At 70.9% G+C, this 23513-nt stretch carries 26 protein-coding genes; 10 read left to right on the forward strand and 16 right to left on the reverse strand.

Annotated elements, in window-relative coordinates; all coding sequences use genetic code 11:
• Window positions 1–159: 159 nt before the first annotated feature.
• From ACFC0D_RS16850 to ACFC0D_RS16860, 3 genes are read right to left on the reverse strand one after another with little or no spacing between them, the layout of a single operon-like run.
• Window positions 160–1053, reverse strand: a complete 894-nt coding sequence (locus ACFC0D_RS16850; protein WP_376435874.1) for an N-acetylneuraminate synthase family protein — start codon at window positions 1051–1053, stop codon at window positions 160–162.
• A gap of 14 nt (window positions 1054–1067) precedes the next feature.
• Window positions 1068–2279 carry a cytidylyltransferase domain-containing protein gene (locus ACFC0D_RS16855; RefSeq protein WP_376435877.1) on the reverse strand — a complete coding sequence of 404 codons (1212 nt, stop codon included), beginning with the start codon at window positions 2277–2279 and terminating at the stop codon, window positions 1068–1070.
• Complete coding sequence (locus ACFC0D_RS16860; RefSeq protein ID WP_376435881.1) at window positions 2279–3547, reverse strand: DUF6716 putative glycosyltransferase; 1269 nt, start codon at window positions 3545–3547, stop codon at window positions 2279–2281. The genes ACFC0D_RS16855 and ACFC0D_RS16860 overlap by 1 nt, the downstream gene beginning before the upstream one ends.
• A gap of 187 nt (window positions 3548–3734) precedes the next feature.
• Here ACFC0D_RS16860 and ACFC0D_RS16865 point away from each other — a divergent pair, with 187 nt between their 5' ends.
• The gene (locus ACFC0D_RS16865) at window positions 3735–4739 is read left to right on the forward strand and encodes a glycosyltransferase family 2 protein (RefSeq protein ID WP_376435884.1); all 1005 of its coding nucleotides are present in this window, start codon (window positions 3735–3737) and stop codon (window positions 4737–4739) included.
• On the forward strand, window positions 4736–6061 hold the full coding sequence (locus ACFC0D_RS16870) for an alpha-2,8-polysialyltransferase family protein (protein WP_376435887.1): 1326 nt from the start codon (window positions 4736–4738) through the stop codon (window positions 6059–6061). Before ACFC0D_RS16865 ends, ACFC0D_RS16870 begins: the two co-directional genes overlap by 4 nt.
• A gap of 54 nt (window positions 6062–6115) precedes the next feature.
• Here ACFC0D_RS16870 and ACFC0D_RS16875 read toward each other — a convergent pair whose 3' ends face one another.
• From ACFC0D_RS16875 to ACFC0D_RS16885, 3 genes are all read right to left on the reverse strand, one after another.
• A complete protein-coding gene (locus tag ACFC0D_RS16875) occupies window positions 6116–6937 on the reverse strand; it encodes a MerR family transcriptional regulator (RefSeq protein ID WP_376435890.1) in 822 nt (273 codons plus the stop codon).
• A gap of 59 nt (window positions 6938–6996) precedes the next feature.
• On the reverse strand, window positions 6997–7653 hold the full coding sequence (gene leuE / locus ACFC0D_RS16880) for a leucine efflux protein LeuE (protein WP_376435891.1): 657 nt from the start codon (window positions 7651–7653) through the stop codon (window positions 6997–6999).
• Between the two features lie 81 nt (window positions 7654–7734).
• Window positions 7735–9315, reverse strand: a complete 1581-nt coding sequence (locus ACFC0D_RS16885; protein WP_376435894.1) for a methylmalonyl-CoA mutase — start codon at window positions 9313–9315, stop codon at window positions 7735–7737.
• A 242-nt stretch (window positions 9316–9557) separates the two neighbouring features.
• Between ACFC0D_RS16885 and ACFC0D_RS16890 the strand changes: the two genes are divergently transcribed.
• The gene (locus ACFC0D_RS16890) at window positions 9558–10385 is read left to right on the forward strand and encodes a L,D-transpeptidase family protein (protein ID WP_376436052.1); all 828 of its coding nucleotides are present in this window, start codon (window positions 9558–9560) and stop codon (window positions 10383–10385) included.
• A 154-nt stretch (window positions 10386–10539) separates the two neighbouring features.
• Here ACFC0D_RS16890 and ACFC0D_RS16895 read toward each other — a convergent pair whose 3' ends face one another.
• The 6 genes from ACFC0D_RS16895 to ACFC0D_RS16920 all read right to left on the reverse strand — a co-directional run bounded on the left by ACFC0D_RS16895 (window position 10540) and on the right by ACFC0D_RS16920 (window position 14472).
• On the reverse strand, window positions 10540–11607 hold the full coding sequence (locus ACFC0D_RS16895) for a hypothetical protein (protein ID WP_376435897.1): 1068 nt from the start codon (window positions 11605–11607) through the stop codon (window positions 10540–10542).
• The gene (locus ACFC0D_RS16900; RefSeq protein WP_376436055.1) at window positions 11607–12272 is read right to left on the reverse strand and encodes an RNA polymerase sigma factor; all 666 of its coding nucleotides are present in this window, start codon (window positions 12270–12272) and stop codon (window positions 11607–11609) included. The genes ACFC0D_RS16895 and ACFC0D_RS16900 overlap by 1 nt, the downstream gene beginning before the upstream one ends.
• A 300-nt stretch (window positions 12273–12572) precedes the next feature.
• The gene (locus tag ACFC0D_RS16905; protein ID WP_376435899.1) at window positions 12573–12806 is read right to left on the reverse strand and encodes a hypothetical protein; all 234 of its coding nucleotides are present in this window, start codon (window positions 12804–12806) and stop codon (window positions 12573–12575) included.
• The gene (locus tag ACFC0D_RS16910) at window positions 12803–13381 is read right to left on the reverse strand and encodes an RNA polymerase sigma factor (RefSeq protein ID WP_376435902.1); all 579 of its coding nucleotides are present in this window, start codon (window positions 13379–13381) and stop codon (window positions 12803–12805) included. Before ACFC0D_RS16910 ends, ACFC0D_RS16905 begins: the two co-directional genes overlap by 4 nt.
• Before the next feature lie 117 nt (window positions 13382–13498).
• On the reverse strand, window positions 13499–13651 hold the full coding sequence (locus tag ACFC0D_RS16915) for a hypothetical protein (protein WP_376435904.1): 153 nt from the start codon (window positions 13649–13651) through the stop codon (window positions 13499–13501).
• 134 nt (window positions 13652–13785) lie between these two features.
• Entirely contained in the window at window positions 13786–14472 is a 687-nt protein-coding gene (locus ACFC0D_RS16920; protein WP_376435907.1) for a hypothetical protein, read from the reverse strand.
• Between the two features lie 75 nt (window positions 14473–14547).
• On the opposite strand from ACFC0D_RS16920, the gene ACFC0D_RS16925 reads away from it, so the two are divergent.
• A complete protein-coding gene (locus tag ACFC0D_RS16925; RefSeq protein WP_376435909.1) occupies window positions 14548–15282 on the forward strand; it encodes a Clp protease N-terminal domain-containing protein in 735 nt (244 codons plus the stop codon).
• Between the two features lie 235 nt (window positions 15283–15517).
• Here the strand turns inward: ACFC0D_RS16925 and ACFC0D_RS16930 are convergent, their stop codons facing one another.
• The 4 genes from ACFC0D_RS16930 to ACFC0D_RS16945 form a co-directional block, all read right to left on the reverse strand.
• A complete protein-coding gene (locus ACFC0D_RS16930; protein ID WP_376435911.1) occupies window positions 15518–16066 on the reverse strand; it encodes a hypothetical protein in 549 nt (182 codons plus the stop codon).
• A gap of 149 nt (window positions 16067–16215) precedes the next feature.
• On the reverse strand, window positions 16216–16638 hold the full coding sequence (locus tag ACFC0D_RS16935) for a type II toxin-antitoxin system VapC family toxin (RefSeq protein ID WP_376435914.1): 423 nt from the start codon (window positions 16636–16638) through the stop codon (window positions 16216–16218).
• On the reverse strand, window positions 16635–16865 hold the full coding sequence (locus ACFC0D_RS16940) for an antitoxin (protein ID WP_376435916.1): 231 nt from the start codon (window positions 16863–16865) through the stop codon (window positions 16635–16637). The genes ACFC0D_RS16935 and ACFC0D_RS16940 overlap by 4 nt, the downstream gene beginning before the upstream one ends.
• Before the next feature lie 46 nt (window positions 16866–16911).
• On the reverse strand, window positions 16912–18522 hold the full coding sequence (locus tag ACFC0D_RS16945) for a glycoside hydrolase family 20 protein (protein WP_376435919.1): 1611 nt from the start codon (window positions 18520–18522) through the stop codon (window positions 16912–16914).
• A 215-nt stretch (window positions 18523–18737) separates the two neighbouring features.
• Between ACFC0D_RS16945 and ACFC0D_RS16950 the strand changes: the two genes are divergently transcribed.
• The 6 genes from ACFC0D_RS16950 to ACFC0D_RS16975 all read left to right on the forward strand — a co-directional run bounded on the left by ACFC0D_RS16950 (window position 18738) and on the right by ACFC0D_RS16975 (window position 23463).
• Window positions 18738–19253, forward strand: a complete 516-nt coding sequence (locus ACFC0D_RS16950) for a 2-oxo-4-hydroxy-4-carboxy-5-ureidoimidazoline decarboxylase (RefSeq protein ID WP_376436057.1) — start codon at window positions 18738–18740, stop codon at window positions 19251–19253.
• A gap of 192 nt (window positions 19254–19445) precedes the next feature.
• A complete protein-coding gene (sdhC, locus tag ACFC0D_RS16955; RefSeq protein WP_352191932.1) occupies window positions 19446–19826 on the forward strand; it encodes a succinate dehydrogenase, cytochrome b556 subunit in 381 nt (126 codons plus the stop codon).
• An 8-nt stretch (window positions 19827–19834) separates the two neighbouring features.
• Entirely contained in the window at window positions 19835–20311 is a 477-nt protein-coding gene (locus tag ACFC0D_RS16960) for a succinate dehydrogenase hydrophobic membrane anchor subunit (protein ID WP_329116889.1), read from the forward strand.
• Between the two features lie 25 nt (window positions 20312–20336).
• Window positions 20337–22091, forward strand: coding sequence for a succinate dehydrogenase flavoprotein subunit (sdhA, locus tag ACFC0D_RS16965; RefSeq protein WP_376435922.1), 1755 nt, complete (start codon window positions 20337–20339; stop codon window positions 22089–22091).
• Complete coding sequence (locus ACFC0D_RS16970) at window positions 22091–22849, forward strand: succinate dehydrogenase iron-sulfur subunit (protein ID WP_329116894.1); 759 nt, start codon at window positions 22091–22093, stop codon at window positions 22847–22849. The genes sdhA and ACFC0D_RS16970 overlap by 1 nt, the downstream gene beginning before the upstream one ends.
• 95 nt (window positions 22850–22944) lie before the next feature.
• Window positions 22945–23463: a hypothetical protein gene (locus ACFC0D_RS16975; protein WP_376435925.1), complete on the forward strand. Its 519-nt coding sequence runs from the start codon at window positions 22945–22947 to the stop codon at window positions 23461–23463.
• The last annotated feature ends 50 nt before the right edge of the window (window positions 23464–23513 follow it).

A 23513-nucleotide genomic window follows, 5' to 3' on the forward strand; every position in this document is an offset into this window, starting at 1 on the left:
GGGGGGGGGCCCGCCCCCCCCCGGGCCCCCCCCCCCCCCCCACGACCCCGGGAGGGGGAAGGCCGGGATCGCTGGGGTCCGCGGCGGTGGACCGGGCGTGTGCCCACTCCAGGACGTTCAGGAGCTGGACCGGGCTCTCGACGAACGCCAGCTGGCCGGTCATGCGGCGACGAGCCCCTGGACCCGGCGGAGCTTCTTCATCGGGCCGAGCTCCGACTCGTAGACCTTCTTGATGCCGTCGCCGAGCGCGGTCTCGATGGTGCGGATGTCGCGGACCAGGCGCTGCAGGCCCTGCGGCTCGACGGACGCGGCCTGGTCGGAGCCCCACATGGCGCGGTCGAGGGTGATGTGGCGCTCGACGAAGGTGGCGCCCAGCGCGACGGCGGCCAGCGTGGTCTGGAGGCCGGTCTCGTGGCCGGAGTAGCCGATCGGGACGTTCGGGTACTCCTCCTTCAGCGTGTCGATCACGCGGAGGTTGAGCTCCTCGGCCTTCGCCGGGTACGTGGACGTGGCGTGGCAGAGCAGGATGTTGTCCGAGCCGAGGACCTCGACCGCGTGGCGGATCTGCTTCGGGGTGGACATGCCCGTCGACAGGATGACCGTGCGGCCGGTGTCGCGCAGGGCGCGCAGCAGCTCGTCGTCGGTGAGGGAGGCGGAGGCGACCTTGTGGGCCGGGACGTCGAACTTCTCCAGGAAGGCGACGGCCTCGGTGTCCCACGGGGAGGCGAACCAGTCGATGCCGCGCCTCGTGCAGTGCTCGTCGATGGCGCGGTACTCGTCCTCGCCGAACTCCACGCGGTGGCGGTAGTCGATGTACGTCATGCGGCCCCAGGGGGTGTCGCGCTCGATGTCCCACTGGTCGCGCGGGGTGCAGATCTCCGGCGTGCGCTTCTGGAACTTCACGGCGTCGCAGCCGGCGTCGGCGGCGACGTCGATGAGCGCGATGGCGTTCTCGAGCTCGCCGTTGTGGTTGATGCCGATCTCGCCGGTGACGTAGACGGCGTGACCCGGGCCGGCGGTCTTGCTGCCGAAGGTACGAGTGCGCGTGTTCATATTCTTGCCGTTCCTTACGAGTTGGGGGTGTCGAGCTCGGGTCCGAGAAGCCAGGCCGCGATCTCGCGGACGGCTCCGGAGCCACCGGGGGTGAGGGTCACCGCACGGGCGGCGGCCCGTACGGAGTCGTGCGCGCTCGCCACCGCGACGGGCCAGCCGACGAGGTGGAAGCACGGGAGGTCGTTGACGTCGTTGCCGGCGTAGAGGACGCGCTGCGGGTCGATGCCCTGTTCCTCGCACCACTGCTTGAGGGCGAGGTCCTTGCGGTCGATGCCGTGCAGGACGGGGATCTTGAGCTTGCGGGCGCGGGCGGCGACGACGGCGTTCTGCTCGGTGGAGAGGATCAGGACCGGCATTCCGGCGCGGCGCAGGGCGGCGATGCCGAGGCCGTCGCCGCGGTGCGCGGAGACGAACTCGTGGCCCTCGGAGTCGAGATGGACCCGGTCGTCTGTCTGGGTGCCGTCGAAGTCGAGGACGACGGCGTCGATCTCGTCGTAGCGCGGGGACACGGGGGTGTCGAGCAGCGGCGCGAGCGCGCGGGCGCGGGCGAGGTCGCGGGGGTCGTCGATCTCCAGGACCCGGGCGGGGTCGGTGACGACGAGGGCGGTGTGGCCGAAGAAGCGGTGCCCGTGGGTACGGAATCCCTCGGCGGTCATCGCGTAGACGGCGCCGGTCTCCAGGTACTCGGCCTCTCGGTCCTGCCTGCGGGGGCGGTGGGCCTTGTCGTGGTTCACGCCGTGGGCGCCCTGCGAGCCGCCCCCGCCCTCCGAGCCGCCCTCGCCGCCTTCGCGCCACAGGAAGCCGTGGGTCGGGGCCGCGGTGAAGGCGGTGTCGGCGCCGCCGGTGGTGATCTTCTCGGCGGTGCCGTCGACCTCTTCCGACGTGAGGAAGGGGCTGGTGCACTGGACGAGGAGGACCACGTCGACACGGCGGCCGTGGGTGGCCTCGAAGGCGTCCATCGCGTGCAGGACGGCCGATTCGCTGGTGGCGGTGTCGCCGGCGATGGCTGCCGGGCGGTGGACCGCCTCCGCGCCGGCGGCGCGGGCGGCGGCCGCGATCGCCGCGTCGTCCGTGGAGACGAGGACGTCGGTGACCAGTCGGGCGCCGAGACAGGCGCGGACCGCGCGGGAGACCAGCGGGAGGCCCGCCACCGGGGCGAGGTTCTTGGCGGGGACGCCCTTGGAGCCGCCCCGCGCCGGGATGACGGCAAGCACGGTCGTGGTCATCAGAGTTCTCCAAGGCGGCGGATGACGGGGGCCACGCGCTGGACGCCGTGGCGGTACGCGCCCCGCGCCGCCTCCCGGACGATCCGGCGCAGCCCGCTGTCGCGGGGTTCCGGCGCGGTCACGTCGAGGCGGTGGCGGGCGAGGATCCCGGGCAGGTAGCCGGGGGCCGTCTCCGCTGTGTAGTAGGGGGTGATGGGGGGCAGCGCGGGTCCGGCGAGCAGTGCGGCGACCCGGTCACGGGCGGCGTCGAAGGCCTTCTCGTACGAACCTCCGGCGGCGACGCCCTGCCGCGAGAGCCATTCCTCGTCCGGCTCCGGGCGCACGTCCTTGTCGAGCCGGTCGAAGGAGGTCAGCAGTCCCGAGCCGATGAAGTGGTGGTTGCCGAGGACTTCGCGCACGCCCATGTCGGTGAGGATCGCCGTGGGGATCCGCCGGTGGAGCGCTTCGAGCGCGGCCGTCGAGGAGACCGTGACCAGCAGGTCGGTGCGGTCCAGGACCTCGCCCATGTGCCCGTACACCAGGCGGAAGTTGGGCGGGGTGTCCAAATCGCGTACCAGCCTCTGGTACGGCAGCTCCTCCAGGTGGGTGGTGTGCTCGCCGGGCTTGGAGCGGAGCTTGAGCAGGACCTCGCGACCCGGGTGCAGCCTGGCGTGTTCGACGAGCCTGCGGAGCAGGTACGTACGGTCGGCGCGGGTCACCGGCACGGAGGGCTGGGCGGCGAAGACGAGGGTGTCCCGGCCGGCCTCGGGGGCGTAGGGCGCACCGCCGAGGAACGGCAGCGCGGCCTCCACCACCGAGGAGGCGTCGGCGCCCACTCCTTCGTACACGGCGCGGAAACGTTCGGCGTCGTGGCGGGAGTTGGCGAGGACGACGTCCGCGCCGTGGCGCAGGAGCAGTCCGTCGGCGAGCTTCTCGTAGACGACGCCGACATAGCCGGTGACGATCACCGGGCGTCGTTCCAGGCTCAGATCGGCGATCCCCTGGAGGACCGCGCGGACCGTGCCGCCGACGAGGGAGAGTACGACGAGGTCGTACGCCCCGTCCTTCACCTCGCGGAGGAACTCCGCGCCCGTCACCTCGCGCGGGGGTGTCGTGGACACCCCGGTCTCGGCGAGTTGGCGCGCGGTGGGTGTGGCCCGACCGCGCAGGACGAAACCGGTGGGCTCGGCGGCCGTGATGCGGCGTGCGGTGAGCGCGCCCCATTTCCACCGGGTGTCGGAGTCGGCGAGTACGGCGACGCGTACCGCTTCTTTGGTACTTGCTGGCACGTCGAGGACGCTAGAGAGGCATTCCGTTTCCCGGCCCAACTGAGCCACAACAAACGGTGAACAGAGCCCTTCCCGCTTCTGAAAATGGGCGGGATCGGGGGCGGTTAAGGCGCCCGCCTCTTTGTGTTCACCGAACATCTCTCTGTCGGTCAGAACGAATGCCGGGGCGGCGCCTAGCGTCGGCCGGGTGGTCAAGCTCTCCGTCGTCGTGCCGTTCTACAACGTGCAGACATATGCCCCCGACACCCTCACAAGCCTGCGCGCGAACGCCCGTGAGGACTTCGAGTTCCTTCTTGTCGACGACTGTTCGACGGACGGGACCCCGGAGCTCCTCGAACGGGCGGTACGCGAGGTTCCGGGGGCGGTCCTCATCAGACACGCGCAGAACGAGGGGCTCGCCACCGCGCGCAACACCGGACTCGACGCGGCCCGTGGGCGGTACCTCGCCTTCCTCGACGGGGACGACTGGCTCGCGCCCGGCCATTTCGCCCGGCTGGTGACGGCCATGGACGAGCTGGAGTGCGACTTCCTCCGTACCGACCATGTGGTGTGCACGGGGCGGAACCGCTCGGTCCGCCGGTCCCCGGTCGGGCGGCGCGGCGAGGTGCTGCGCCCCCGCGACGCGATCCTGCCCGCGGACCGGACGACGTCGGTGGACTATCCGTACGCCTGGGCGGGGATGTACCACCGGCGCCTGCTCGACCGAGGGCTGCTGCACTTCACGCCCGGGCTGCGGACGGCGGAGGACCGTCCGTGGATCTGGAAGCTGCACCGGGAGGCGGATTCCTTCGCCGCCGTCAGCACACTGGGGATCTTCTACCGGCGCGGGGTGTCCACCTCGCTCACCCAGATAGGAGATGTACGCCAGCTGGATTTCATCCGCGCTTTCGACCAGGTGATCGAAGAAACGGCGAAGGATGTGGACGCGGAACAGCTTCTCCCGAAGGCTGTCCGTACCTATTGCGCTCTTATTTCGCACCACATTTCCTCGGTCGAACGATTCGAACCGGCCGTGGCGAAGAAATTGCGTTCGATGAGCGCGGCCGCCCTGCGCCGTATGCCGCAGGACGTGCTCGGTGACGCGTTGGGCTCGATGGACGAGCAGCGGGCGGCCGTGCTGCGCAAGCTGCGCCGCCGCCGCGTGGGCGTGAGCTCCCTGCCCGCCCCTTCGGCCTCGGAGGCAGCCGCGTGAGGACAACCCAGATCTTCTACGCCTCGACGCTCTACGGCGCGACGACGCTGGCCGCAGCCCTGGACAGCGGCTGCTTCGGCCCTGCCGACCGGCGTCTGCTGCTCGTCGGCAACAACGCGGCGGTGCCGGAGACGACGCCGGCGCTGGACGAGATGCCCGGCTTCGAGCGGCTGCGCGGCCGGTTCGACGGCGTGCTGTCGTGGAACGAGGCGATCTCCCCGCTCCACCCCTCCGGCTGGACGCCGCGGGCGGACGACCTGCCGATGCTGGAGCGTCATCTGCGGCTGCTGTGGGGGCTCGGCGACGACCGGGTCGAACTGGCCGTGGAGTCGGTGCAGGTCGCCCCGGCCCTGACGATCGCCCGGCTGTTCTCCGAGGCTCCGCTCGATGTGTACGCCGACGGGTTGATGAGCTACGGCCCGACCCGCAACAAGATCGACCCGCTGGTCGGTGAGCGGGTGCGCCGGCTGCTCCATCTCGACCTGGTGCCCGGGCTCGCGCCGCTGCTGCTCGCGGAGTTCGGGGCGACGGCCGAGGTGGTGCCGACGGAGGCCTTCACGAAGGTGGTCGCGGAGCTGGCGGATCTCCCGGGTCCCGGCTCCGAGGAGGAGGGTCCCGCACTGCTCCTCGGCCAGTATCTGGCGGCGCTCTCCCTGCTCACTCCGGCCGAGGAGGAGGAGCTGCACGTACGCATGGTGCGCGGCGCGATCGCGCGCGGCCACCGTCGGCTCGTCTTCAAGCCGCACCCGACGGCGCCGGACGCCTGGACGCGGAGGCTGGCCGCGGAGGCGTCGGCGCTCGGTGCCGAACTGGCCGTGCTCGACCGGCCGGTCCTCGCGGAGGTGGTGTACCGGGAGCTGCGGCCCGCGCTGGTGGTCGGCTGTTTCTCGACGGCTCTGATGACGGCGCAGGCGTTCTACTGGATCCCGGTGGCCCGGGTCGGCACCCGGACGGTCCTGGACCGGCTGACCCCGTACCAGAACAGCAACCGTGTGCCGCTCACCCTCGTCGACGCGCTCGTCCCCGACCTGGAGGGCCACACGCCCGACGAGGGGCTGGACGACGAGCGGCTGGACGACGAGGGGCTGGCGGGTCTGGTCGCAGCGGTCGGGTTCGCGATGCAGCCCAAGGTCCGTGTGGATCTGCGGGGTGCGGCGGCGCGTCATCTGTCGGGGCCGCTCGCCGAGCGGACCCGGCACTACTTCACGCGCCGTCGGCTCACGGTCCTGGGTCTTCCGGGCGGCCTCCCGGTCCCGCGTCACCCGCAGGTCCGTCGGCTGGCCCGCCGCGCGCTGCGTCTGAAGCGGGCCCTCGCGAAGTGACGGAGGGGGTGGGGCCCGGGCCCCACCCCCTCCGTACCGCCAGGCGCGGAACCGCTAGGCGCGGACGACCGGCTCCTGGAGCTCCGTCACCCACATCGCCCTGTCGTCCGGGCACTCCAGATACAGCTCCCTGGCATAGCCCGCCGAGCGGTAGCCGTGGGCGTCGATCCAGGTGGCCAGGGTCTGGACGGTCGGCAGGAGGTCTTCCATCGGGCCCCGGTGGACGACCGTGGCCGCCTCCTCCAGGCCCGGCAGCACGACGATGTCGACGCCGTCCGGCTCGGTCCCGGCCGGGATCGTCATCCCCGCGTGCACGACGATCGAGCCGTCGCCCCGGCCCGCGTCCTCGTAGTACGCGATCCCGGGACCGAACCCGGTCACGCCCGCGGCCTCCAGGGTCGCGCACAGCCGCTCGTACAGCGGCTGGATGACCGGGCCGATCTCTCCGGTGCCGAACCCGGCGGCCTCCCCGCTCAGCTCGGCGAGCCGCACCGGCGGAACCTTCTTGATCACGACGTCCTGCGTGGACATGTGTCCCTCGCTCTCGATGGCCCGGAGCCGCGCGCCGACCTGTGCCAGCCGTCCCGCCGCCTCCGCCAGGGCCGTCTCCAGCTCGGCCTGGCGCAGCCGCAACATGCCGCGCAGCTCCTCCGCGCCGAGCTGCTCGTCGAGGATCGACCCCACCTGTTCGAGGGTGAAGCCGAGCTCCTTGAGCGCGATGACGCGGTTGAGGCGGGCCAGCTGGCCGGCCTCGTAGAAGCGGTAGCCGCTGTGCGGGTCGACATGGGCCGGGCGCAGCAGTCCGATGGCGTCGTAGTGGCGCAGCATCCGGACCGACACCCGCCCGTGCCGGGCGAAGTCTCCGATGGTGAACATGACGCCCCCTACGGAACGGCCTCACACGGTGTCAGGGTCAAGGCGGTGCCGCCGAGGGGTCAGGCGGTGCTGCTGAGGGACAGCTTGGCCGCGAAGCCGAGGAAGAGCGCGCCCGCCGCCGAGGTCGCCCCGGCCGAGAGCCGCCTGCGCCGCCGGAACGCGGAGGCGAGCCGCGTCCCGCCGAATATCAGCGTCGTGAGGTAGAGGAAGCTGCCGAGCTGGAGGAGCGTGCCGAGCACCAGGAAGGAGAGGGCCGGGTAGGCGTATCCGGGGTCCACGAACTGCACGAAGAACGAGATCAGGAAGAGGATCGCCTTCGGGTTGAAGAGGCTGATGATCAGCGCGCGGCGGTACGGGTTCTCCCCGGGTGCGGCCCCAGCCGCCTCGGGCTCCTCGGCCGTCAGCTCGCCGCGGCTGCGCCACATGCTCCACGCGGCCCGCAGCATGCCGATCGCCATCCAGGTCAGATAGCCCGCGCCCGCGTACTTCACGATCATGAAGAGCAGGGGCGTGGTCTGGAGCAGCGAGGCCGCACCGAGCGCGGCCAGCGTCATCAGGACGGCGTCCCCGGTGAAGACGCCTGCGGCGGCCTTGTATCCGGTCCGGGTGCCCTTGCGGGCGGCGACGGACAGCACGTACAGCGAGTTCGGCCCCGGCAGCAGGATGATGAGGGCGAGGCCCGCGAGATAGGTCGGCAGATCGGTGACTCCCAGCATGAAACGGAGTCTCGCACGTGGGTACGACGGTCCGCCTTCATGTTTCGCGATGCGGAATCGCCTGGCGCGAAGCGGAATGGCCTAGAACGCGTCGGACGGGGTGTACGTGCCCCAGACCTCCCGCAGCGCGTTGCACACCTCGCCGACGGTGGCCCGCGCCTTGAGCGCGGCCTTCATCGGGTACAGGACGTTGGCCGTTCCCTCGGCCGCCTTCCGCAGCTCGGCGAGCGCCGCGTCCACGGCCGCCCGGTCGCGTTCGGAGCGCAGCGTGGCCAGCCGCGCGGCCTGCTGAGCCTCGATCGCCGGGTCCACGCGCAGCGGCTCGTAGGGCTCCTCGACGTCGATCGTGAAGCGGTTGACACCGACGACCACCCGCTCGCCGCTGTCCGTCTCCTGCGCGATCCGGTAGGCGGAGCGCTCGATCTCGTTCTTCTGGAAGCCGCGCTCGATCGCGTCGACCGCGCCGCCCATGTCCTCGACCTTCCGCATGAGCTCCAGCGCGGCGGCCTCGACGTCGTCCGTCATCCTCTCCACGACGTACGAGCCGGCGAAGGGGTCGACGGTGGCGGTGACATCGGTCTCGTAGGCGAGGACCTGCTGGGTGCGCAGCGCCAGGCGCGCGGACTTGTCCGTCGGCAGGGCGATGGCCTCGTCGAACGAGTTGGTGTGCAGGGACTGCGTGCCGCCGAGGACGGCGGCGAGGCCCTGGACGGCGACGCGCACCAGGTTGACCTCGGGCTGCTGGGCGGTGAGCTGTACACCGGCGGTCTGGGTGTGGAAGCGGAGCATCAGCGACTTGGGGTCCTCCGCCCCGAACTCCTCCTTCATCACCCGCGCCCAGATCCGGCGGGCGGCCCGGAACTTGGCGACCTCCTCCAGGATCGTCGTACGGGCCACGAAGAAGAAGGAGAGGCGGGGCGCGAAGTCGTCCACGTCCATGCCGGCGGCGACGGCGGTACGGACGTACTCGATGCCGTCGGCGAGGGTGAACGCGATCTCCTGCGCGGGCGAGGCGCCGGCCTCGGCCATGTGGTAGCCGGAGATCGAGATGGTGTTCCACTTCGGGATCTCGGCCCTGCAGTACTTGAAGATGTCCGCGATCAGCCGCAGCGAGGGCTTGGGCGGGAAGATGTACGTGCCGCGGGCGATGTACTCCTTGAGCACGTCGTTCTGGATGGTGCCCGTCAGCTTGTCCGCCGGGACACCCTGCTCCTCGCCGACGAGTTGGTAGAGGAGCAGCAGCAGGGCGCCGGGGGCGTTGATGGTCATCGACGTGGAGACCTTGTCCAGCGGGATCCCGTCGAACAGCACCCGCATGTCGTCGATCGAGTCGATGGCCACGCCGACCTTGCCGACCTCGCCGTGCGCGATCGGTGCGTCCGAGTCGTGGCCCATCTGGGTCGGCAGGTCGAAGGCGACGGACAGGCCCGTCGTGCCGTTGGCGATGAGCTGCTTGTAGCGGGCGTTGGACTCGACCGCGGTGCCGAAGCCGGCGTACTGGCGCATGGTCCAGGGACGGCCGGTGTACATCGACGGGTACACACCGCGCGTGAAGGGGTACGAGCCCGGCTCGCCGAGTTTCTCGGCGGGTGCCCATCCGTCCAGGGCGTCCGGTCCGTAGACCGGCTCGATGGGGAGACCCGACTCCGACTCGCGCGCCATCTGCTGTGCCTCCCGGTAGACCTGCTCCGCGGTATCGACCCTCGCGGCGGACTGTAGCGGCGGCCCCGCGACGTGTGGAGCGCCGCACGCCGGGACCTTCCTCACAAGCATCCTCCGTACTTGCGGCAGGTGCGCAACCAAGCGGGCATGGGAAGCATCCAATAGGTACACAGACACATTCCGGGGGGCTTCCGATGCGCCGTTCGTCCGTCATACCCAGAACACTCTTGGCCGTGGCCGCCATGGCACTCGCCACCAGCTGTACGGCCCAGGCGGCCGGCGGCGGGGGCACGTCGCCGTCGACGACCGCCGCTCCGTCGACCTCGTCCTCGGCACCGGCCCCGACCTCGCCGACGGCCGAGCCGAGCGGTACGCCGACGACGGACGACAAGCCGTCCACCACGCCCAGCTCCTCCCCCACCTCCACGCAGCCGGCCGCCAAGGTCCTGATGAAGGACGGCGACGAGAACGCGAAGGTGCGCGAGTTGCAGGCCCGGCTGCGCCAGGTCGGCTACTTCGACCGCGCGCCCACCGGCTTCTTCGGCACGATGACCGGCGGCGCGGTCAAGGCCTTCCAGAAGAAGCGGGGGCTGCCGCAGACCGGCTCGGTCGACGAGACCACCTGGGAGCGGCTGCTGGGGATGACGCACAAGCCGACGGCGGACGAGCTCAAGCCGTCCACCACCAACAAGCTGGACAAGCCGGACGAGCGCTGCATGACCGGCCGTGTGCTGTGCATCAGCAAGGAGAGCCGGACGCTGGCCTGGATGATCGACGGCAAGGTCGTCTCGTCGATGGACGTCCGCTTCGGCTCGGAGAACACCCCGACCCGCGAGGGCACGTTCCAGGTCGACCGCAAGGTCCGCCAGGACTGGTCGAAGCTGTACCACACGTCGATGCCGTACTCGATGTACTTCAGCCGTGGCCAGGCCGTGCACTACTCGTCGGACTTCGCGGCCCGCGGCTACAACGGGGCCTCGCACGGTTGCGTCAACGTCCGGGACAAGACGAAGCTGGCGGCGCTCTTCGACCAGGTGAAGGTCGGCGACAAGGTCGTCGTCCACTGGTAGGGACGCGGGAGGAGAAGGGGCGCGGGTGGGACCGGGGGAACGTGTCCCACCCGCGCCGGGTGCGCGGAGCCGAAGGTACGGGGGGAACCCCGGCTCTCTGCGCGGCCGATGACCAGTCGGCTCACTCAGTACTGCGCCGACGGGCCGAAAAGTGTTACGCCAGGTCCCGGGAGCGGTCGGAACGATCGTCGCGACCGGTGTTCCGGCCGCTGTCACCGTGGTTCCCACGGGTGTCGTCACGGCCGTCGACGCGATGGTCGCCCCGGCCCTTGCCGCGGTTCTCGTGGCGGCCCTTGCCGCCGGCGCCGGAGGGGGCTCCCGCTCGCTCGCCCTCTCCGGAGGAGCCGTCGTCGCCCTTGCCGTCGCCCTTGCCGCCCGAGGAGTCGGTGGACGGCTCCCTGGTGGCACCGCCCGTGGCTCCGCCGGCCAGGACGCGGTCGCAGTAGCGCCGTACCGTCTCGCCCGTGCGGACGGAGTCCGTGAGCCGGCGGTGGGCACTGTCGTCGAGGCGCCCGGCACGGTAGTCCTGGCACGCCTTGACGATCTTGGCGGAGAGACTGTCCCGGTTCGCGGGGCCCGTGGTCCTCCCCGGCTCGGGGGTGCCGTCGTTCCCGCCCGAGCTGCCCGTACCGTCGGCACCGGGCGTCGCCGGGGGCGGGGACAGCGAGGGGGACGCGTCCGGCGTCGGTTCCTCTCCCGAGGGCGGCGTCGACGGCGTGGCCGTGCCGAAGCCCTCGTCCGGGGAGCCCGAGGCGACCGGCTCGGGTATCTCCACGGCCGAGACGGAGCCGGCCGGAGCCGGCCGGTCCCGGTCGTCGAAGGGCAGGATGCCCGTGCCGGAGGCGACGGCGACCCCGCCGACGGCGACGGCGGCGACCGCGGCGGCCAGTCCGTACCGCAGCGAGCGTCCCCACTGCCGGGCGGCGGGCACCCGCCCGAGCCGTACTCCGCCGAGCTCGGCGGCGCCGGGTGCGAAGACGGCCGGGGACATGGCGAGGGAGCGCTCGGCAGCGGCCTTGCGGAAGGCGGCCAGGGCGGCCTCCTCGCCGGGGAGTTCGGCGTCCGCCGGTACGGCAAGGGGCGGGAACCGGGCCGCTGCGAGGGCCTCGGCGAGGCGCTCGGCCTGCTCACGGGCGTGATCGTCCACGGCGTCGACCGGCTCGCCGCGGAGCAGCCGCTCCGCGGCCTCCTGGTCGAGCCACTGGTACCGCTCGTCGGCCATCACATGTCCTTCTGCGTCCGCGCACGCGATTGCGTCACACCACCGGGGGCCGACGCCCCCGGTCTGCGACCGCGCTGCGGCGGTACACCCCCGAGCGGGGTTCCGGTTCCGTCGCCCTCGGCATGGAGGAGTTCGGCGAGGCGCTTGAGGCCTCGGTGCGCGGCGGTCCGTACCGCGCCGGGCCGCTTCCCCAGGGTGTCGGCGGCGCTCTTGGCGTCCAGGCCGACGACGACCCGCAGGACGACGGCCTCGGCCTGGTCCTGCGGCAATTGGGCGATCAGATTCATGGTGTGGCCGGTGGCCAGTGCTTCCAGAGCCTCGTCCGCGGTGTCGGAGTCGGCGGGCTTGTCGGTGAGTTCGGTCTCGTCTCCGGTCGCGGCGGGGCGTCTGCCCCGCATCCGGATGTGGTCCAGCGCGCGGTTGCGGGCGATACGGGCCGCCCAGCCCCGGAACCGGTCCGCGTCGCCGCTGAAGCGGTCGAGGTCGCGCGCGATCTGGAGCCAGGACTCCGAGGCGACGTCCTCGGTGTCGGCGTCACCGACGAGCGTGCGTATGTAGCCCAGCAGCCGGGGATGCACGGCGCGGTACACAGTACGGAAGGCGTCCTCGTCCCCGTTCTGCGCAGCGAGCACCGCGGCCGTCAGCTCCGCGTCGTCCCCCAGCAATCCCCACACCTGTTCGTCATCGCGGCTGGTCGTCACCGCAGCACCAGCCGGCGCGCATGAGCACGCTACGTCCTTCCCCGTCGCCACGTCCATGTTCGTCCGGTCTTTGTACAACCTGCAACCTTCTAGGGGTGCAGGACGGTGTGACAGAAAACGCATCCATGGCGCTGTAGGGAGTACGGGGCCGTGCTGCGGCTCCGGCGGACGGCGACCGGGGCCTCTCCTGTGGGGGGTGGCGGCCCCGGTCGTCCTCCTTTTCGCCCATATTTCAGGGCTTTTGACCCTTCGTCCGCGGGCGGTTCACCTCCTGGGGAGGCCGACGCGCTGCGGCAGGCAACCGCACCACCGTCCGCGTACCGGCAGCACCGATCGCCAGTCGTCCCGCCGTCTGGTGCGGCGCGCCGCGTACCCCTCGGTCTCCCGCGCCGCGCGGAACGCCTCGCGCGCCCTGGCCTCGCCCGCGTCGGCACCGCCCTGTTCGCCCCGCAGCGCCGCGCCCAGCGCTGCGGCCAGCGGGTCCGGTTCGCGTGTCATGACCCATCCTTCCGCCGTCGCGGCGGCTCCACGGCGGCGAGCAGTCCCGCCAGTCTCCTCAGACCCCGGTGGCCCGCGGTGCGGACCGCCCCGGGTCGTTTGCCCAGGACGCGTGCCGTCGCCGGCCCGTCCAGGCCGACGACGACCCTGAGCAGCACGGCCTCGGCCTGATCGCGCGGCAGGCTGCGGACCAGGGCGAGCGCCTGCTCCGTCGACAGCCTCTCCAGGGCGGCGGCCGCCGTGTCGTGACCGCCGGGCAGTTCCAGTACATCCTGTTCGAGTAACGAGGTGCGGGGCCGCCGGCTCTGGCGGCGCAGATGGTCGAGCGCCCGGTTGCGGGCGATCGCCGCGGTCCAGCCGCGGAATCCCGCCCCGTCGCCGCGGAACCGTCCCAGGTCCCGGGCGATCTCCAGCCAGGCCTCCGACGCGACGTCCTCGGCGTCCTCGCCGACCAGGCCGCGTACGTACCCGAGCAGTCCGGGGTGGACCAGACGATAGGCCTCGGCGAAGGCGTCTTCGTCCCCGCGCTGCGCGCGCTCGACAAGGATCCCCAGTTCCGCGTCGTACGCGCCCACGCTTCCCTCTTCGTGCCGACTCGGCACCGCACACCGTGCCCATGTCCCCCCATGGGGCAGGGCGCGACGCGCCGTCCCCCTCCCTTCAGCGCGCGGGCCCGGAGAAACGTCACTGGTTCACAGGCAGCGCACAGGCGTCCTGGTCCGCCCGTGCAGCAGCAGACAGAAGCGCTGTACGGATTCCTCCGGACCTGTCTCGAATCGGTTGACGACCTTTCCGAGCGGGAGCCGGCTCCTGGCCGTGAGCCGTTCGACGACATGGGCGCGCATTGCGTCGGCGGACGGTACGACGGGCGCGGGTTCGGATTCCCGGCACATGCCCAACCAAGCGACCTGCGGGGCGCAAGTGTCACAGGTGGCGGAGGTGGCGCTGGTCACACCGCCGGGTCAGAGGCTTCCCGCGGTCACACCGCCGGACCGGCTGCCGCTCCCCCCTTCGGAGCGGCGAACCAGCGCCAGGAGGTGCGCCGTTCGCGCCCGGGGAGTTCACCCCTGCCGGTGGCCCACAGCAGGGTCGGCCAGCGGTCCGTGTCCGTCGGGGCGTCGGGGAAGAGCCGGCCGAGCACCTGACCGCAGAGGCCGGCCGGCGGGTGGAACGGGACGCCGAGGCCGGTGGCGATGTCATGGGTGTGGACGAGGGTCTCGACGATGCCCATGGCCGCGAAGCCCTCGGCGTCGGAGAGACCGAAGCAGTGGTACGCGCGCCGGTCCGCGGGGACGGTGCGGACCACGGCGGTCAGCATCGCGCCGCAGGACTCCAGCACATGGAGCAGCCCGGTGGTCCCGGCCTCGGGATCGGCGTACGTGACATTGGCGGGGCCGCCCTCACGGCGCCGCTCCCAGAGGAAGGGCACCTCGGTGTCGAGCGCCGGTGCGTCGAGGCCGAGCTGGGCCGCGTAGGCGAAGAGGTCGTCGGCGAGGTGCTCGACGGTCTCCCAGCAGCTCCAGGTCAGGGTGCCGGCGGGGTGCTGCCAGTCGGCGGCGGTGGTCGTGACCGCGGCGCCGCGCAGGGTGGTGAGGGAGAGGCGGACGGCGTGCTGGAGGTCGTCGGCGGTGATGCCGGGTGCGGTGGGATCGCTCGTCGTCGTCATGGCGATCATCATGGCGCCCGCCGAACTGTCAACCGACGGTTGACAGCCAAGGACTGTCAACCTAGGGTTGCCTCTATGACGAAACCAGTCGGCATGACCGTCCCCGTCCGGCTCGACGACCTCATCGAAGCGATCAAGAAGACCAACACCGACGCGCTCGACCAGCTGTCGAACGCGGTGATCGCCGCGGACCATCTCGGCGACGTGGCCGACCATCTGATCGGACACTTCGTCGACCAGGCCCGGCGCTCGGGCGCCTCCTGGACCGACATCGGCAGGAGCATGGGCGTCACCCGCCAGGCGGCCCAGAAGCGCTTCGTCCCCAAGGACCCGGACGCGGAGAAGATGGACCCGAACGCCGGGTTCAGCCGCTTCACCCCCCGGGCCAGGAACGTCGTGGTCGCCTCCCAGAACGAGGCGACGGCCGCCGGAAACGCCGAGATCGGCACCGGGCACGTGGCCCTCGGCCTGCTCGCGGAGCCCGAGGGCATCGCGATGCACTGGATCACCGCGCAGGGCGTGACACCGGAGGCGCTGCGCGCCGCGGTCACCCCGACGCTGCCCGCGGCGGCCGAGGAGGCGCCCGCGCTCACCCCGTACGACGCGGCGGCGAAGAAGGTCCTGGAGCTGACCTTCCGCGAGGCGCTCCGGCTCGGCCACAACTACGTCGGCACGGAGCACATCCTGCTGGCGCTGCTGGAGTTCGAGGACGGCGACGGCGTCCTGACCGGCCTCGGCCTCGACAAGGCGCAGGCGGAGGCGGACATCGCGGCGGCGATCGACGAACTCGCGGTGAAGCCGACGGAATGACGGCAGCGGAACGACGGCTGTGGCCGGGTGCCCCGAGAGGGGCGCCCGGCCACTTGTTGTCCGTACGGGAGTGGCCGGGTACCCCGAAGGGTGCGGTGCCCGGCCATTCGTCCGTACGAGAGCTGATGGGGCCCGACCAGGCCGTGCGGGCCCGGCAGGAGACGACGGCGGGGCATGACCCGACCGTCAGGCCGTGCGGGCCGGCGGGAGACGACCGGCGGGCCCGACCGGGCCGTCAGGCCGTGCGGGCCCGGCGGGAGACGACGGCGCGGAGCACTCGGCCGCCTTCCGTGGAGAGCTCGCGGGCCCGGCGCAGTCCCGTCGGCCCGTGCGCGACCGATTCGAGGACGGTCTCCTGCCGGCGCAGCTCGCCCGCGAGGAGCGGCCCCGCGCCGGCGCCGTCCCCGGCCCGGCAGCGCTCGATCGACTCGTCGGTGACCTCGGCCGCGTCGTACCGGCCGTGCAGGGCCAGCGCGGTGACGGAGCATTCGGAGGCCCACTCGCGCAGCGGTTCCTCGGCCCACTCGGCGGGCGCGGCGTCCAGCATCTCCCGTACGAGCCCGGCCACCGCCTCGTCCCCGGCGTCAGCGCCCAGCTCGACCCGGGCCTTGGCCATCGCCTCGCCCCAGGCCCCGCCGTCGCCACGCGCGACCGCCGCCCAGACGGGCCGCAGCACCTCCCCGCCCTCGGGGGCGAGCAGCGGCAGACACCGGTCCAGACAGGCGAGTCCGGCGGCCGCCAGACTCCGCTCGTCGGCCTGGTCGATCAGTTCCAGCAGGCTCATGCATGCCTCCCGTTGCGGACGCAGTACTTCCCCTTACTGCGCCGCTTGGCGCGATTACGTCACTGCGCGGCCGGAATCATGCCAGCGGCCTTGCGGTGTTGCATAGAGGTCAAACGCCGGACAAAGAGGATCGCGAGGACTGCGGCGACCTACGAGGGGCCGTGGGTCTTCTCGTTGAACACCTCGACCTGACATTTGGCCCGGGTGGCCCGCACGCCGTCCCTGATCCGGCCGTCACTCGTCACGAGCGGAACGTCGTACCCCTCGGCCAGCGCCACGTACACGGCGTCGTACGCACTGAGGTTCGCGTAGAGCTCACGCACACGCGGCAGCAGGAACAAGTGCTCCGACCTGCGCAGCGGGAGCACGGCGAACGCCGCGCCGGCGTCGTCCAGCTCCCTGTCGGTCAGTTTTCCGCCGCGATGCCTGCCGAGGAGAGCGGACGTCACCTCGACGTCCACCAGGTACGGAGCGAGCAGGCGCTCCCCCTTCACCCGCTCCCTCAGTGCCGCGCCGACAGACCCCGCGTCGGCGAGCAGCATGACGAGCGCACCGGCGTCCACGACGATCACTCGCGCCGCCTTCCCCGGTCGATCTCGTCGAGCACGTCCTCGGTGGAGAGCCGCGCCGTCGCACGGTCCTGGATGCGGGCGATCACGTCTTCCAGCGAAGGCGTCGCGGCTTCCTGCTCCAACAAGGTCCGCGCATAGGCCTGCAGGGACTGCCGGCTGCGGGCGGCCCTTATCTTCAGCTCGGTCAGCGCTTCCTCGGACAGGTCTCGCACATAGAGAGTCGCCATGCAACAACTCTAGCCGCATCGCAAGCATTCTGCTAGCAGCTGTCACCTACCGGACCCGCACCGCCAGCTGCTGGAACTGCTCCCAGCTCATCGTCGGCTTCCGCTCGTCCCACAGCTTCTGCGCCGTCGCCGTGAGCGGCATCCGGATCCCGTCCGCCACCTGCGCCTGCGTCTGCGACCTGGACAGGTCGCACCAGACGGCGAACCGGCCGCCCAGGATCTGGGGTCCGTACCGCGCCGGGACGGGGGTCGTGCCGCGCAGCACGAGCGGGGTCCACTGCTCGTAGATCCGGCGGCCGGTGGGGTACGTGAACTGGTTCGGCTCGCCGAGGACGTAGTACAGGAACTCGTCGTTGAGGTTCACGACCTTGCGGCCCTCGGCCAGAAACTCCGTGGGCGGCCGGGCGCCGATCTCCTTGCCGGTCCAGTACTCGACCTCGATGTCCTTGTCGGCGGTGACGACCCCGCCCCGGAAGAAGCCGTCGTTCCAGGCCTTCGGCGTCTGCTTCGCGGCGCGCACCACGGCTGCGCGGTCGTTCATCCAGCCCTCGGTCAGGTCCTGGACGCCGGCGCCCGGGCCGTACTTCTCACGGGCCGCGCTCGCCAGCTGCGGGTAGGAGGCGGCGGGGTCGCTGACGGTCAGCGCCTGGTACTCGTCGGCCCCGATGTGGAACCACCGGCCGCCGAACAGCGCCGTGTACTCGCGCAGCAGGTCGTCGATGAGCTCCGCCGACTCCGGCTTGGAGATGTCGATCGCGCCCTGCCGCGGCACGCCCTGCACATTGCGCAGCTGGAGCTGCGGGTAGGCGCGCAGTACGGCGCCGAGGTGTCCGGGCGAGTCGATCTCGCCGAAGACGTCGATGTGCAGGCGTTCGCCGAGGGCCAGGATGCGCTTCACCTCCGCCGTCGTCAGGTGCGGATCGGTGACGATCTCGGGGTGCGAGGTGGACTCGATGCGGAACGCCTGGTCGTCGGAGAAGTGCAGACCGAGCTGGTTGAGCTTGAGGTCGGCCATCTCCCGCATCCGGGCTTCGATCCACTCCGCGGTGAAGTGCTTGCGGGCGATGTCCAGGTTGAGGCCGCGCTGGGGCTTGGCCGGCGCGTCGGTGACGACGCCCTCGGGCATCGCGCCGGAGCCCGTCACCGACTGCTTGAGGGTCCGGGTGCCGTAGAAGACACCCGCCTGGTCGGGGCCGGCTATCCGGACCCGGTCGTCGCGGGTGGTGAGGGTGTACGACTCGGGGGCGCCCTTCCCGCCGAGCGCCAGCTCGACGTCGCCCGCACGCGCGGCGACGGCGCCCCGGTACGCGATCTTGAGCTCCCCCGCGAGCAGCCGTCCCTCGTCGGCGAGCCCCTCGCTGCCCTGGGCGATGACGACGCCGGCCTCGGGCGTGGGGCGCCAGCCCGGGCCGCGGGCCGCCTCGTGGGTGCGGACGGCCGGGACGGTGAGCGGGGCGGTGGAGAGCGGGTACGTCCGGGTGGGCGTGGGGCTCGGCTCCGGCGCCGCGCTGGTCACGGACGTCGGCGTTCCGGATCCGGACGTGGGTCCGCCGGGGCCGGAGGAGGAGCCGTCGGAGCAGGCCGTCACGGTGGCCAGTGCCACCGCGGCCGCGAGGAGAGTGGGGCCCACCTGGGGCCTTCGTATGGCGTACCGCATCACTGGGAATCCTCCCTCAGGGAGTGAGGTAGGGCCATTCGGGGGCGGGCGGCGACGCCGAAACGTCACGCGTACGTTCCGAAACTCTCCCTTCCGGGTGAAAATCGCGCATCCGTCGGACAGTTCCCCCTGCCCGTCGATAACGTTGCGTCACACCCACCCCACCTTTCCCGGAGTCCACGCTGACCAGCGACACCCGTGCCTCTTCCCGGAACCTGGGCTCCGCCGCCACTCCCGCGATACCTGCCCAGCACGGCAGCCCCCGCCACCTCGCCGGTCTCAGGCGCTTCAACGTGGCCCCGGCAGCTGACGCCCAGGAGCTGCTCCTCTCCTGCTGCCACAGCCGCCGCTGGGCCGAACGGGTGACCGCGCACCGCCCGTACCCCACCCTCGACGCGCTGCTCGCCGCCGCCGACGAGGCCGGTTACGACCTGTCCGCCGCCGATCTCGACGAGGCGCTGGCCGCCGAGTCCTCCGCCGCGCCGCACCCCGACGCCCCGCCCGCGGCACACACCGCCCTGCGGGCCGCCCACGCCGCGTACGAGAGCAGGTTCGGGCACGCCTTCGTGATCAGTCTCGACGGCGTTCGCCCCGGTGAGCGCCTCGACCAGGTCCTCGCCGGCATCCGGTCACGGCTCGGCAACGAACCGGAGGAGGAGCGGGTGATCGCCGCCGACGAGCTCCGGCGGCTCGCCCGCATCCGCCTCACATTCGGAATCGCCACCTCGTGATTCCGTCCGGAATACGGCGATTCCGGCCCAGCCGATAGTCCGTCCGTGCATCTTTGATCACACCTATGGACCCCGCGCGAGCGAACCGACAAGTCGTCGCTACGATGACCGGGGCCGGTGGACCGTACCCGGCCGGGTCAGACCGACACTGAAGCCGGCCGACCCTGATCCCCGCTCCCGGAGGGTTTTTCCGTGCCGGCTGGAACGCTGTACCGCGGCCGGGAAGGAATGTGGTCCTGGGTGGCTCATCGAGTCACCGGCGTCCTCATCTTCTTCTTCCTGTTCGTACACGTGCTGGACACCGCTCTCGTCCGCGTCTCCCCCGAGGCGTACGACGACGTGGTCGCCACGTACAAGACGCCGATCGTCGCACTCCTCGAGTACGGCCTGGTCGCCGCCATTCTCTTCCACGCGCTGAACGGCCTCCGGGTCATCGCCGTGGACTTCTGGTCCAAGGGCCCGCGCTACCAGAAGCAGATGCTCTGGACCGTCGTGGGCATCTGGGTCGTGCTGATGGCGGGCTCCATCTACCCCGTCCTCGGCCACGCCGCACGTGAACTGTTCGGGAGCTGACGCCAGACATGTCTGCTGACACCACTTCCGCGATCGGTCCCGTCGAGGGCGCGGCCCACTACGACGTGGACAACCCGGCCCCGTACATCGAGGCCCCCCGCAAGCGCACCGGCAAGACGCCGCGGGCGACCCGAGGCAACTTCGAGATGGCCGCGTGGCTCTTCATGCGCCTCTCGGGCATCGTCCTCGTCGTCCTGGTCCTCGGCCACCTGCTGATCCAGCTCTTCCTCGACGGCGGCGTCTCCAAGATCGGCTTCGCCTTCGTGGCCGGCCGCTGGGCGTCCCCGTTCTGGCAGGTCTGGGACCTGCTGATGCTCTGGCTCGCCATGCTGCACGGCGCCAACGGCCTCCGCACGGTCATCAACGACTACGCGGAGCGGGCCAACACGCGCCTGTGGCTCAAGGGCCTGCTGTACACCGCCACGGTGTTCACCATCCTTCTGGGCACGCTGGTGATCTTCACCTTCGACCCGAACATCCGCTAGGCACGGGGCTGAGGTAATCCACGTCATGAAGATCCACAAGTACGACACCGTCATCGTCGGCGCCGGCGGCGCCGGCATGCGCGCCGCCATCGAGTCGACGAAGCGCAGCCGCACCGCCGTGCTGACCAAGCTCTACCCCACCCGCTCCCACACGGGCGCCGCGCAGGGCGGCATGGCCGCCGCGCTGGCCAACGTGGAGGAGGACAACTGGGAGTGGCACACCTTCGACACGGTCAAGGGTGGTGACTACCTGGTCGACCAGGACGCCGCCGAGATCCTGGCGAAGGAGGCCATCGACGCCGTCCTCGACCTGGAGAAGATGGGTCTGCCGTTCAACCGGACCCCGAACGGCACCATCGACCAGCGCCGCTTCGGCGGTCACTCCCGCAACCACGGCGAGGCGCCGGTCCGCCGGTCCTGCTACGCCGCGGACCGCACCGGCCACATGATCCTCCAGACGCTCTACCAGAACTGCGTCAAGGAGGGCGTGGAGTTCTTCAACGAGTTCTACGTCCTGGACCAGCTGATCACCGAGGTCGACGGCGTCAAGAAGTCCGCCGGTGTGGTCGCGTACGAGCTGGCCACCGGCGAGATCCACATCTTCCAGGCCAAGGCCGTGATCTACGCCTCCGGCGGCACGGGCAAGTTCTTCAAGGTGACCTCCAACGCGCACACGCTGACGGGTGACGGCCAGGCGGCCTGCTACCGGCGCGGCCTGCCGCTGGAGGACATGGAGTTCTTCCAGTTCCACCCGACGGGCATCTGGCGCATGGGCATCCTGCTGACGGAGGGCGCCCGTGGTGAGGGCGGCATCCTCCGCAACAAGGACGGCGAGCGCTTCATGGAGAAGTACGCGCCGGTCATGAAGGACCTCGCGTCCCGTGACGTCGTCTCGCGCTCCATCTACACGGAGATCCGCGAGGGCCGTGGCTGCGGCCCCGAGGGCGACCACGTGTACCTGGACCTGACGCACCTTCCGCCGGAGCAGCTCGACGCCAAGCTCCCGGACATCACCGAGTTCGCCCGTACGTACCTCGGCATCGAGCCGTACACGGACCCGATCCCGATCCAGCCCACCGCGCACTACGCCATGGGCGGCATCCCGACCAACGTCGAGGGTGAGGTCCTGGCGGACAACACCACCGTCGTCCCGGGCCTGTACGCGGCCGGCGAGGTCGCCTGTGTCTCCGTGCACGGCGCCAACCGTCTGGGCACCAACTCGCTGCTCGACATCAACGTCTTCGGCAAGCGCTCCGGCATCGCCGCCGCCGAGTACTCCGCCAAGCACGACTACGTCGAGCTCCCGGAGAACCCGGAGTCCCTGGTCGTCTCGCAGATCGAGAAGCTGCGCAACTCCACGGGCAACGAGCGGGTGGCCGACATCCGTCGTGAGCTCCAGGAGACGATGGACGCCAACGTGATGGTGTTCCGCACCGAGCAGACGATCAAGACGGCCGTCGAGAAGATCGCCGAGCTGCGCGAGCGCTACGAGAACGTGTCCATCCAGGACAAGGGCAAGCGCTTCAACACGGACCTCCTCGAGGCGATCGAGCTGGGCAACCTGCTCGAGCTGGCCGAGGTCATGGCCGTCTCGGCCCTGGCGCGCAAGGAGTCCCGCGGCGGTCACTACCGCGAGGACTACCCGAACCGCGACGACGTCAACTTCATGCGCCACACCATGGCGTACCGCGAGGTCGGCGAGGACGGCTCCGAGACCGTCCGTCTCGACTACAAGCCGGTCGTCCAGACCCGCTACCAGCCGATGGAGCGTAAGTACTGATGGCTACCCCCGTACTGGACAAGGTCGAGGCGGAGTCCGCCGCCTCCCCGTACATCACGATCACGATGCGCATCCGCCGCTTCAACCCCGAGGTGTCGGACGCGTCGGTCTGGGAGGACTTCCAGATCGAGATCGACCCGAAGGAGCGTGTGCTCGACGCCCTCCACAAGATCAAGTGGGACGTCGACGGCACGCTGACCTTCCGTCGCTCGTGCGCGCACGGCATCTGCGGCTCGGACGCGATGCGGATCAACGGCAAGAACAGGCTCGCCTGCAAGACGCTGATCAAGGACATCAACCCCGAGAAGCCGATCACCGTCGAGGCCATCAAGGGCCTCACGGTGATGAAGGACCTCGTGGTCGACATGGAGCCCTTCTTCCAGGCGTACCGGGACGTCATGCCGTTCCTGGTCACCAAGGGCAACGAGCCGACGCGCGAGCGTCTGCAGTCGGCCGAGGACCGCGAGCGTTTCGACGACACCACCAAGTGCATCCTGTGCGCCGCGTGCACGTCGTCCTGCCCGGTCTTCTGGAACGACGGCCAGTACTTCGGTCCGGCCGCGATCGTCAACGCGCACCGCTTCATCTTCGACTCGCGTGACGAGGCGGGCGAGCAGCGCCTGGAGATCCTGAACGACAAGGACGGCGTGTGGCGTTGCCGTACGACGTTCAACTGCACGGACGCCTGCCCGCGTGGCATCGAGGTCACGAAGGCGATCCAGGAAGTGAAGCGTGCGCTGATCACGCGTCGCTTCTGACACCTGGTCACTGCGGGGAAGCCCGCTTCTGTACGCTCAGCGTGCAGAGGCGGGCTTTTTCGTCAGCGGGCTTTCACAACGGAGGACGGGGAGAGATGAGCGAGCCGAACCCCTACAAGGACAGCGGCGAGTACCAGTGGGGTCCCGACCAGCAGGCGGGGGCGCCCGGTTACGGGTATCCGCAGCCGGTGCCGGGGCAGCAGTACCAGCCGACGCTGCCGGGCATTCCGGTGCCGCCGCAGCACGCGCCGGCGGTGCAGGGCGGTGGCGGTGCGCCGGTGCTGAGCCTCGGCGACATCACGGTCGTCGGGGACCAGATCATCACTCCGGCCGGTGCGATGCCCCTCAAGGGCGCGGTGTGGAACGCGATGGACATGTCGCGGACCGAGGAGAAGATGCCCACGGTCGCGATCGTGCTGGCCGTCATCTTCTTCATCTTCTGTCTGCTGGGCCTGCTGTTCCTGCTGATGAAGGAGAAGACGACCACCGGCTTCATCCAGGTCACGGTGACCAGCGGCGGCCGGCACCACGCCACGATGATCCCCGCGACCGGCCCGGACACCATGCACCGGGTGATGGCGCAGCTCAACTACGCGCGCTCGCTGAGCATGTAGGGGTCGATCCGGGAGGCGGCGTGCTGCTGCCCGCCGTCAGGGTCGGGCCG

The organism is Streptomyces sp. NPDC056222, from assembly GCF_042264065.1.
Classification (GTDB): domain Bacteria; phylum Actinomycetota; class Actinomycetes; order Streptomycetales; family Streptomycetaceae; genus Streptomyces.

Excerpts from the sequence above, each read along its gene's own strand:
- ACFC0D_RS16850 (WP_376435874.1), bottom strand. The coding sequence starts at position 1,053 with ATGAACACGCGCACTCGTACCTTCGGCAGCAAGACCGCCGGCCCGGGT.
- ACFC0D_RS16855 (WP_376435877.1), bottom strand. The coding sequence starts at position 2,279 with ATGACCACGACCGTGCTTGCCGTCATCCCGGCGCGGGGCGGCTCCAAG.
- ACFC0D_RS16875 (WP_376435890.1), bottom strand. The coding sequence starts at position 6,937 with ATGTTCACCATCGGAGACTTCGCCCGGCACGGGCGGGTGTCGGTCCGG.
- leuE (WP_376435891.1), bottom strand. The coding sequence starts at position 7,653 with ATGCTGGGAGTCACCGATCTGCCGACCTATCTCGCGGGCCTCGCCCTC.
- ACFC0D_RS16885 (WP_376435894.1), bottom strand. The coding sequence starts at position 9,315 with ATGGCGCGCGAGTCGGAGTCGGGTCTCCCCATCGAGCCGGTCTACGGA.
- ACFC0D_RS16890 (WP_376436052.1), top strand. The coding sequence starts at position 9,558 with ATGGCACTCGCCACCAGCTGTACGGCCCAGGCGGCCGGCGGCGGGGGC.
- ACFC0D_RS16895 (WP_376435897.1), bottom strand. The coding sequence starts at position 11,607 with ATGGCCGACGAGCGGTACCAGTGGCTCGACCAGGAGGCCGCGGAGCGG.
- ACFC0D_RS16905 (WP_376435899.1), bottom strand. The coding sequence starts at position 12,806 with ATGACACGCGAACCGGACCCGCTGGCCGCAGCGCTGGGCGCGGCGCTG.
- ACFC0D_RS16915 (WP_376435904.1), bottom strand. The coding sequence starts at position 13,651 with ATGCGCGCCCATGTCGTCGAACGGCTCACGGCCAGGAGCCGGCTCCCG.
- ACFC0D_RS16920 (WP_376435907.1), bottom strand. The coding sequence starts at position 14,472 with ATGACGACGACGAGCGATCCCACCGCACCCGGCATCACCGCCGACGAC.
- ACFC0D_RS16925 (WP_376435909.1), top strand. The coding sequence starts at position 14,548 with ATGACGAAACCAGTCGGCATGACCGTCCCCGTCCGGCTCGACGACCTC.
- ACFC0D_RS16930 (WP_376435911.1), bottom strand. The coding sequence starts at position 16,066 with ATGAGCCTGCTGGAACTGATCGACCAGGCCGACGAGCGGAGTCTGGCG.
- ACFC0D_RS16940 (WP_376435916.1), bottom strand. The coding sequence starts at position 16,865 with ATGGCGACTCTCTATGTGCGAGACCTGTCCGAGGAAGCGCTGACCGAG.
- ACFC0D_RS16945 (WP_376435919.1), bottom strand. The coding sequence starts at position 18,522 with ATGCGGTACGCCATACGAAGGCCCCAGGTGGGCCCCACTCTCCTCGCG.
- ACFC0D_RS16960 (WP_329116889.1), top strand. The coding sequence starts at position 19,835 with ATGTCTGCTGACACCACTTCCGCGATCGGTCCCGTCGAGGGCGCGGCC.
- sdhA (WP_376435922.1), top strand. The coding sequence starts at position 20,337 with ATGAAGATCCACAAGTACGACACCGTCATCGTCGGCGCCGGCGGCGCC.
- ACFC0D_RS16970 (WP_329116894.1), top strand. The coding sequence starts at position 22,091 with ATGGCTACCCCCGTACTGGACAAGGTCGAGGCGGAGTCCGCCGCCTCC.
- ACFC0D_RS16975 (WP_376435925.1), top strand. The coding sequence starts at position 22,945 with ATGAGCGAGCCGAACCCCTACAAGGACAGCGGCGAGTACCAGTGGGGT.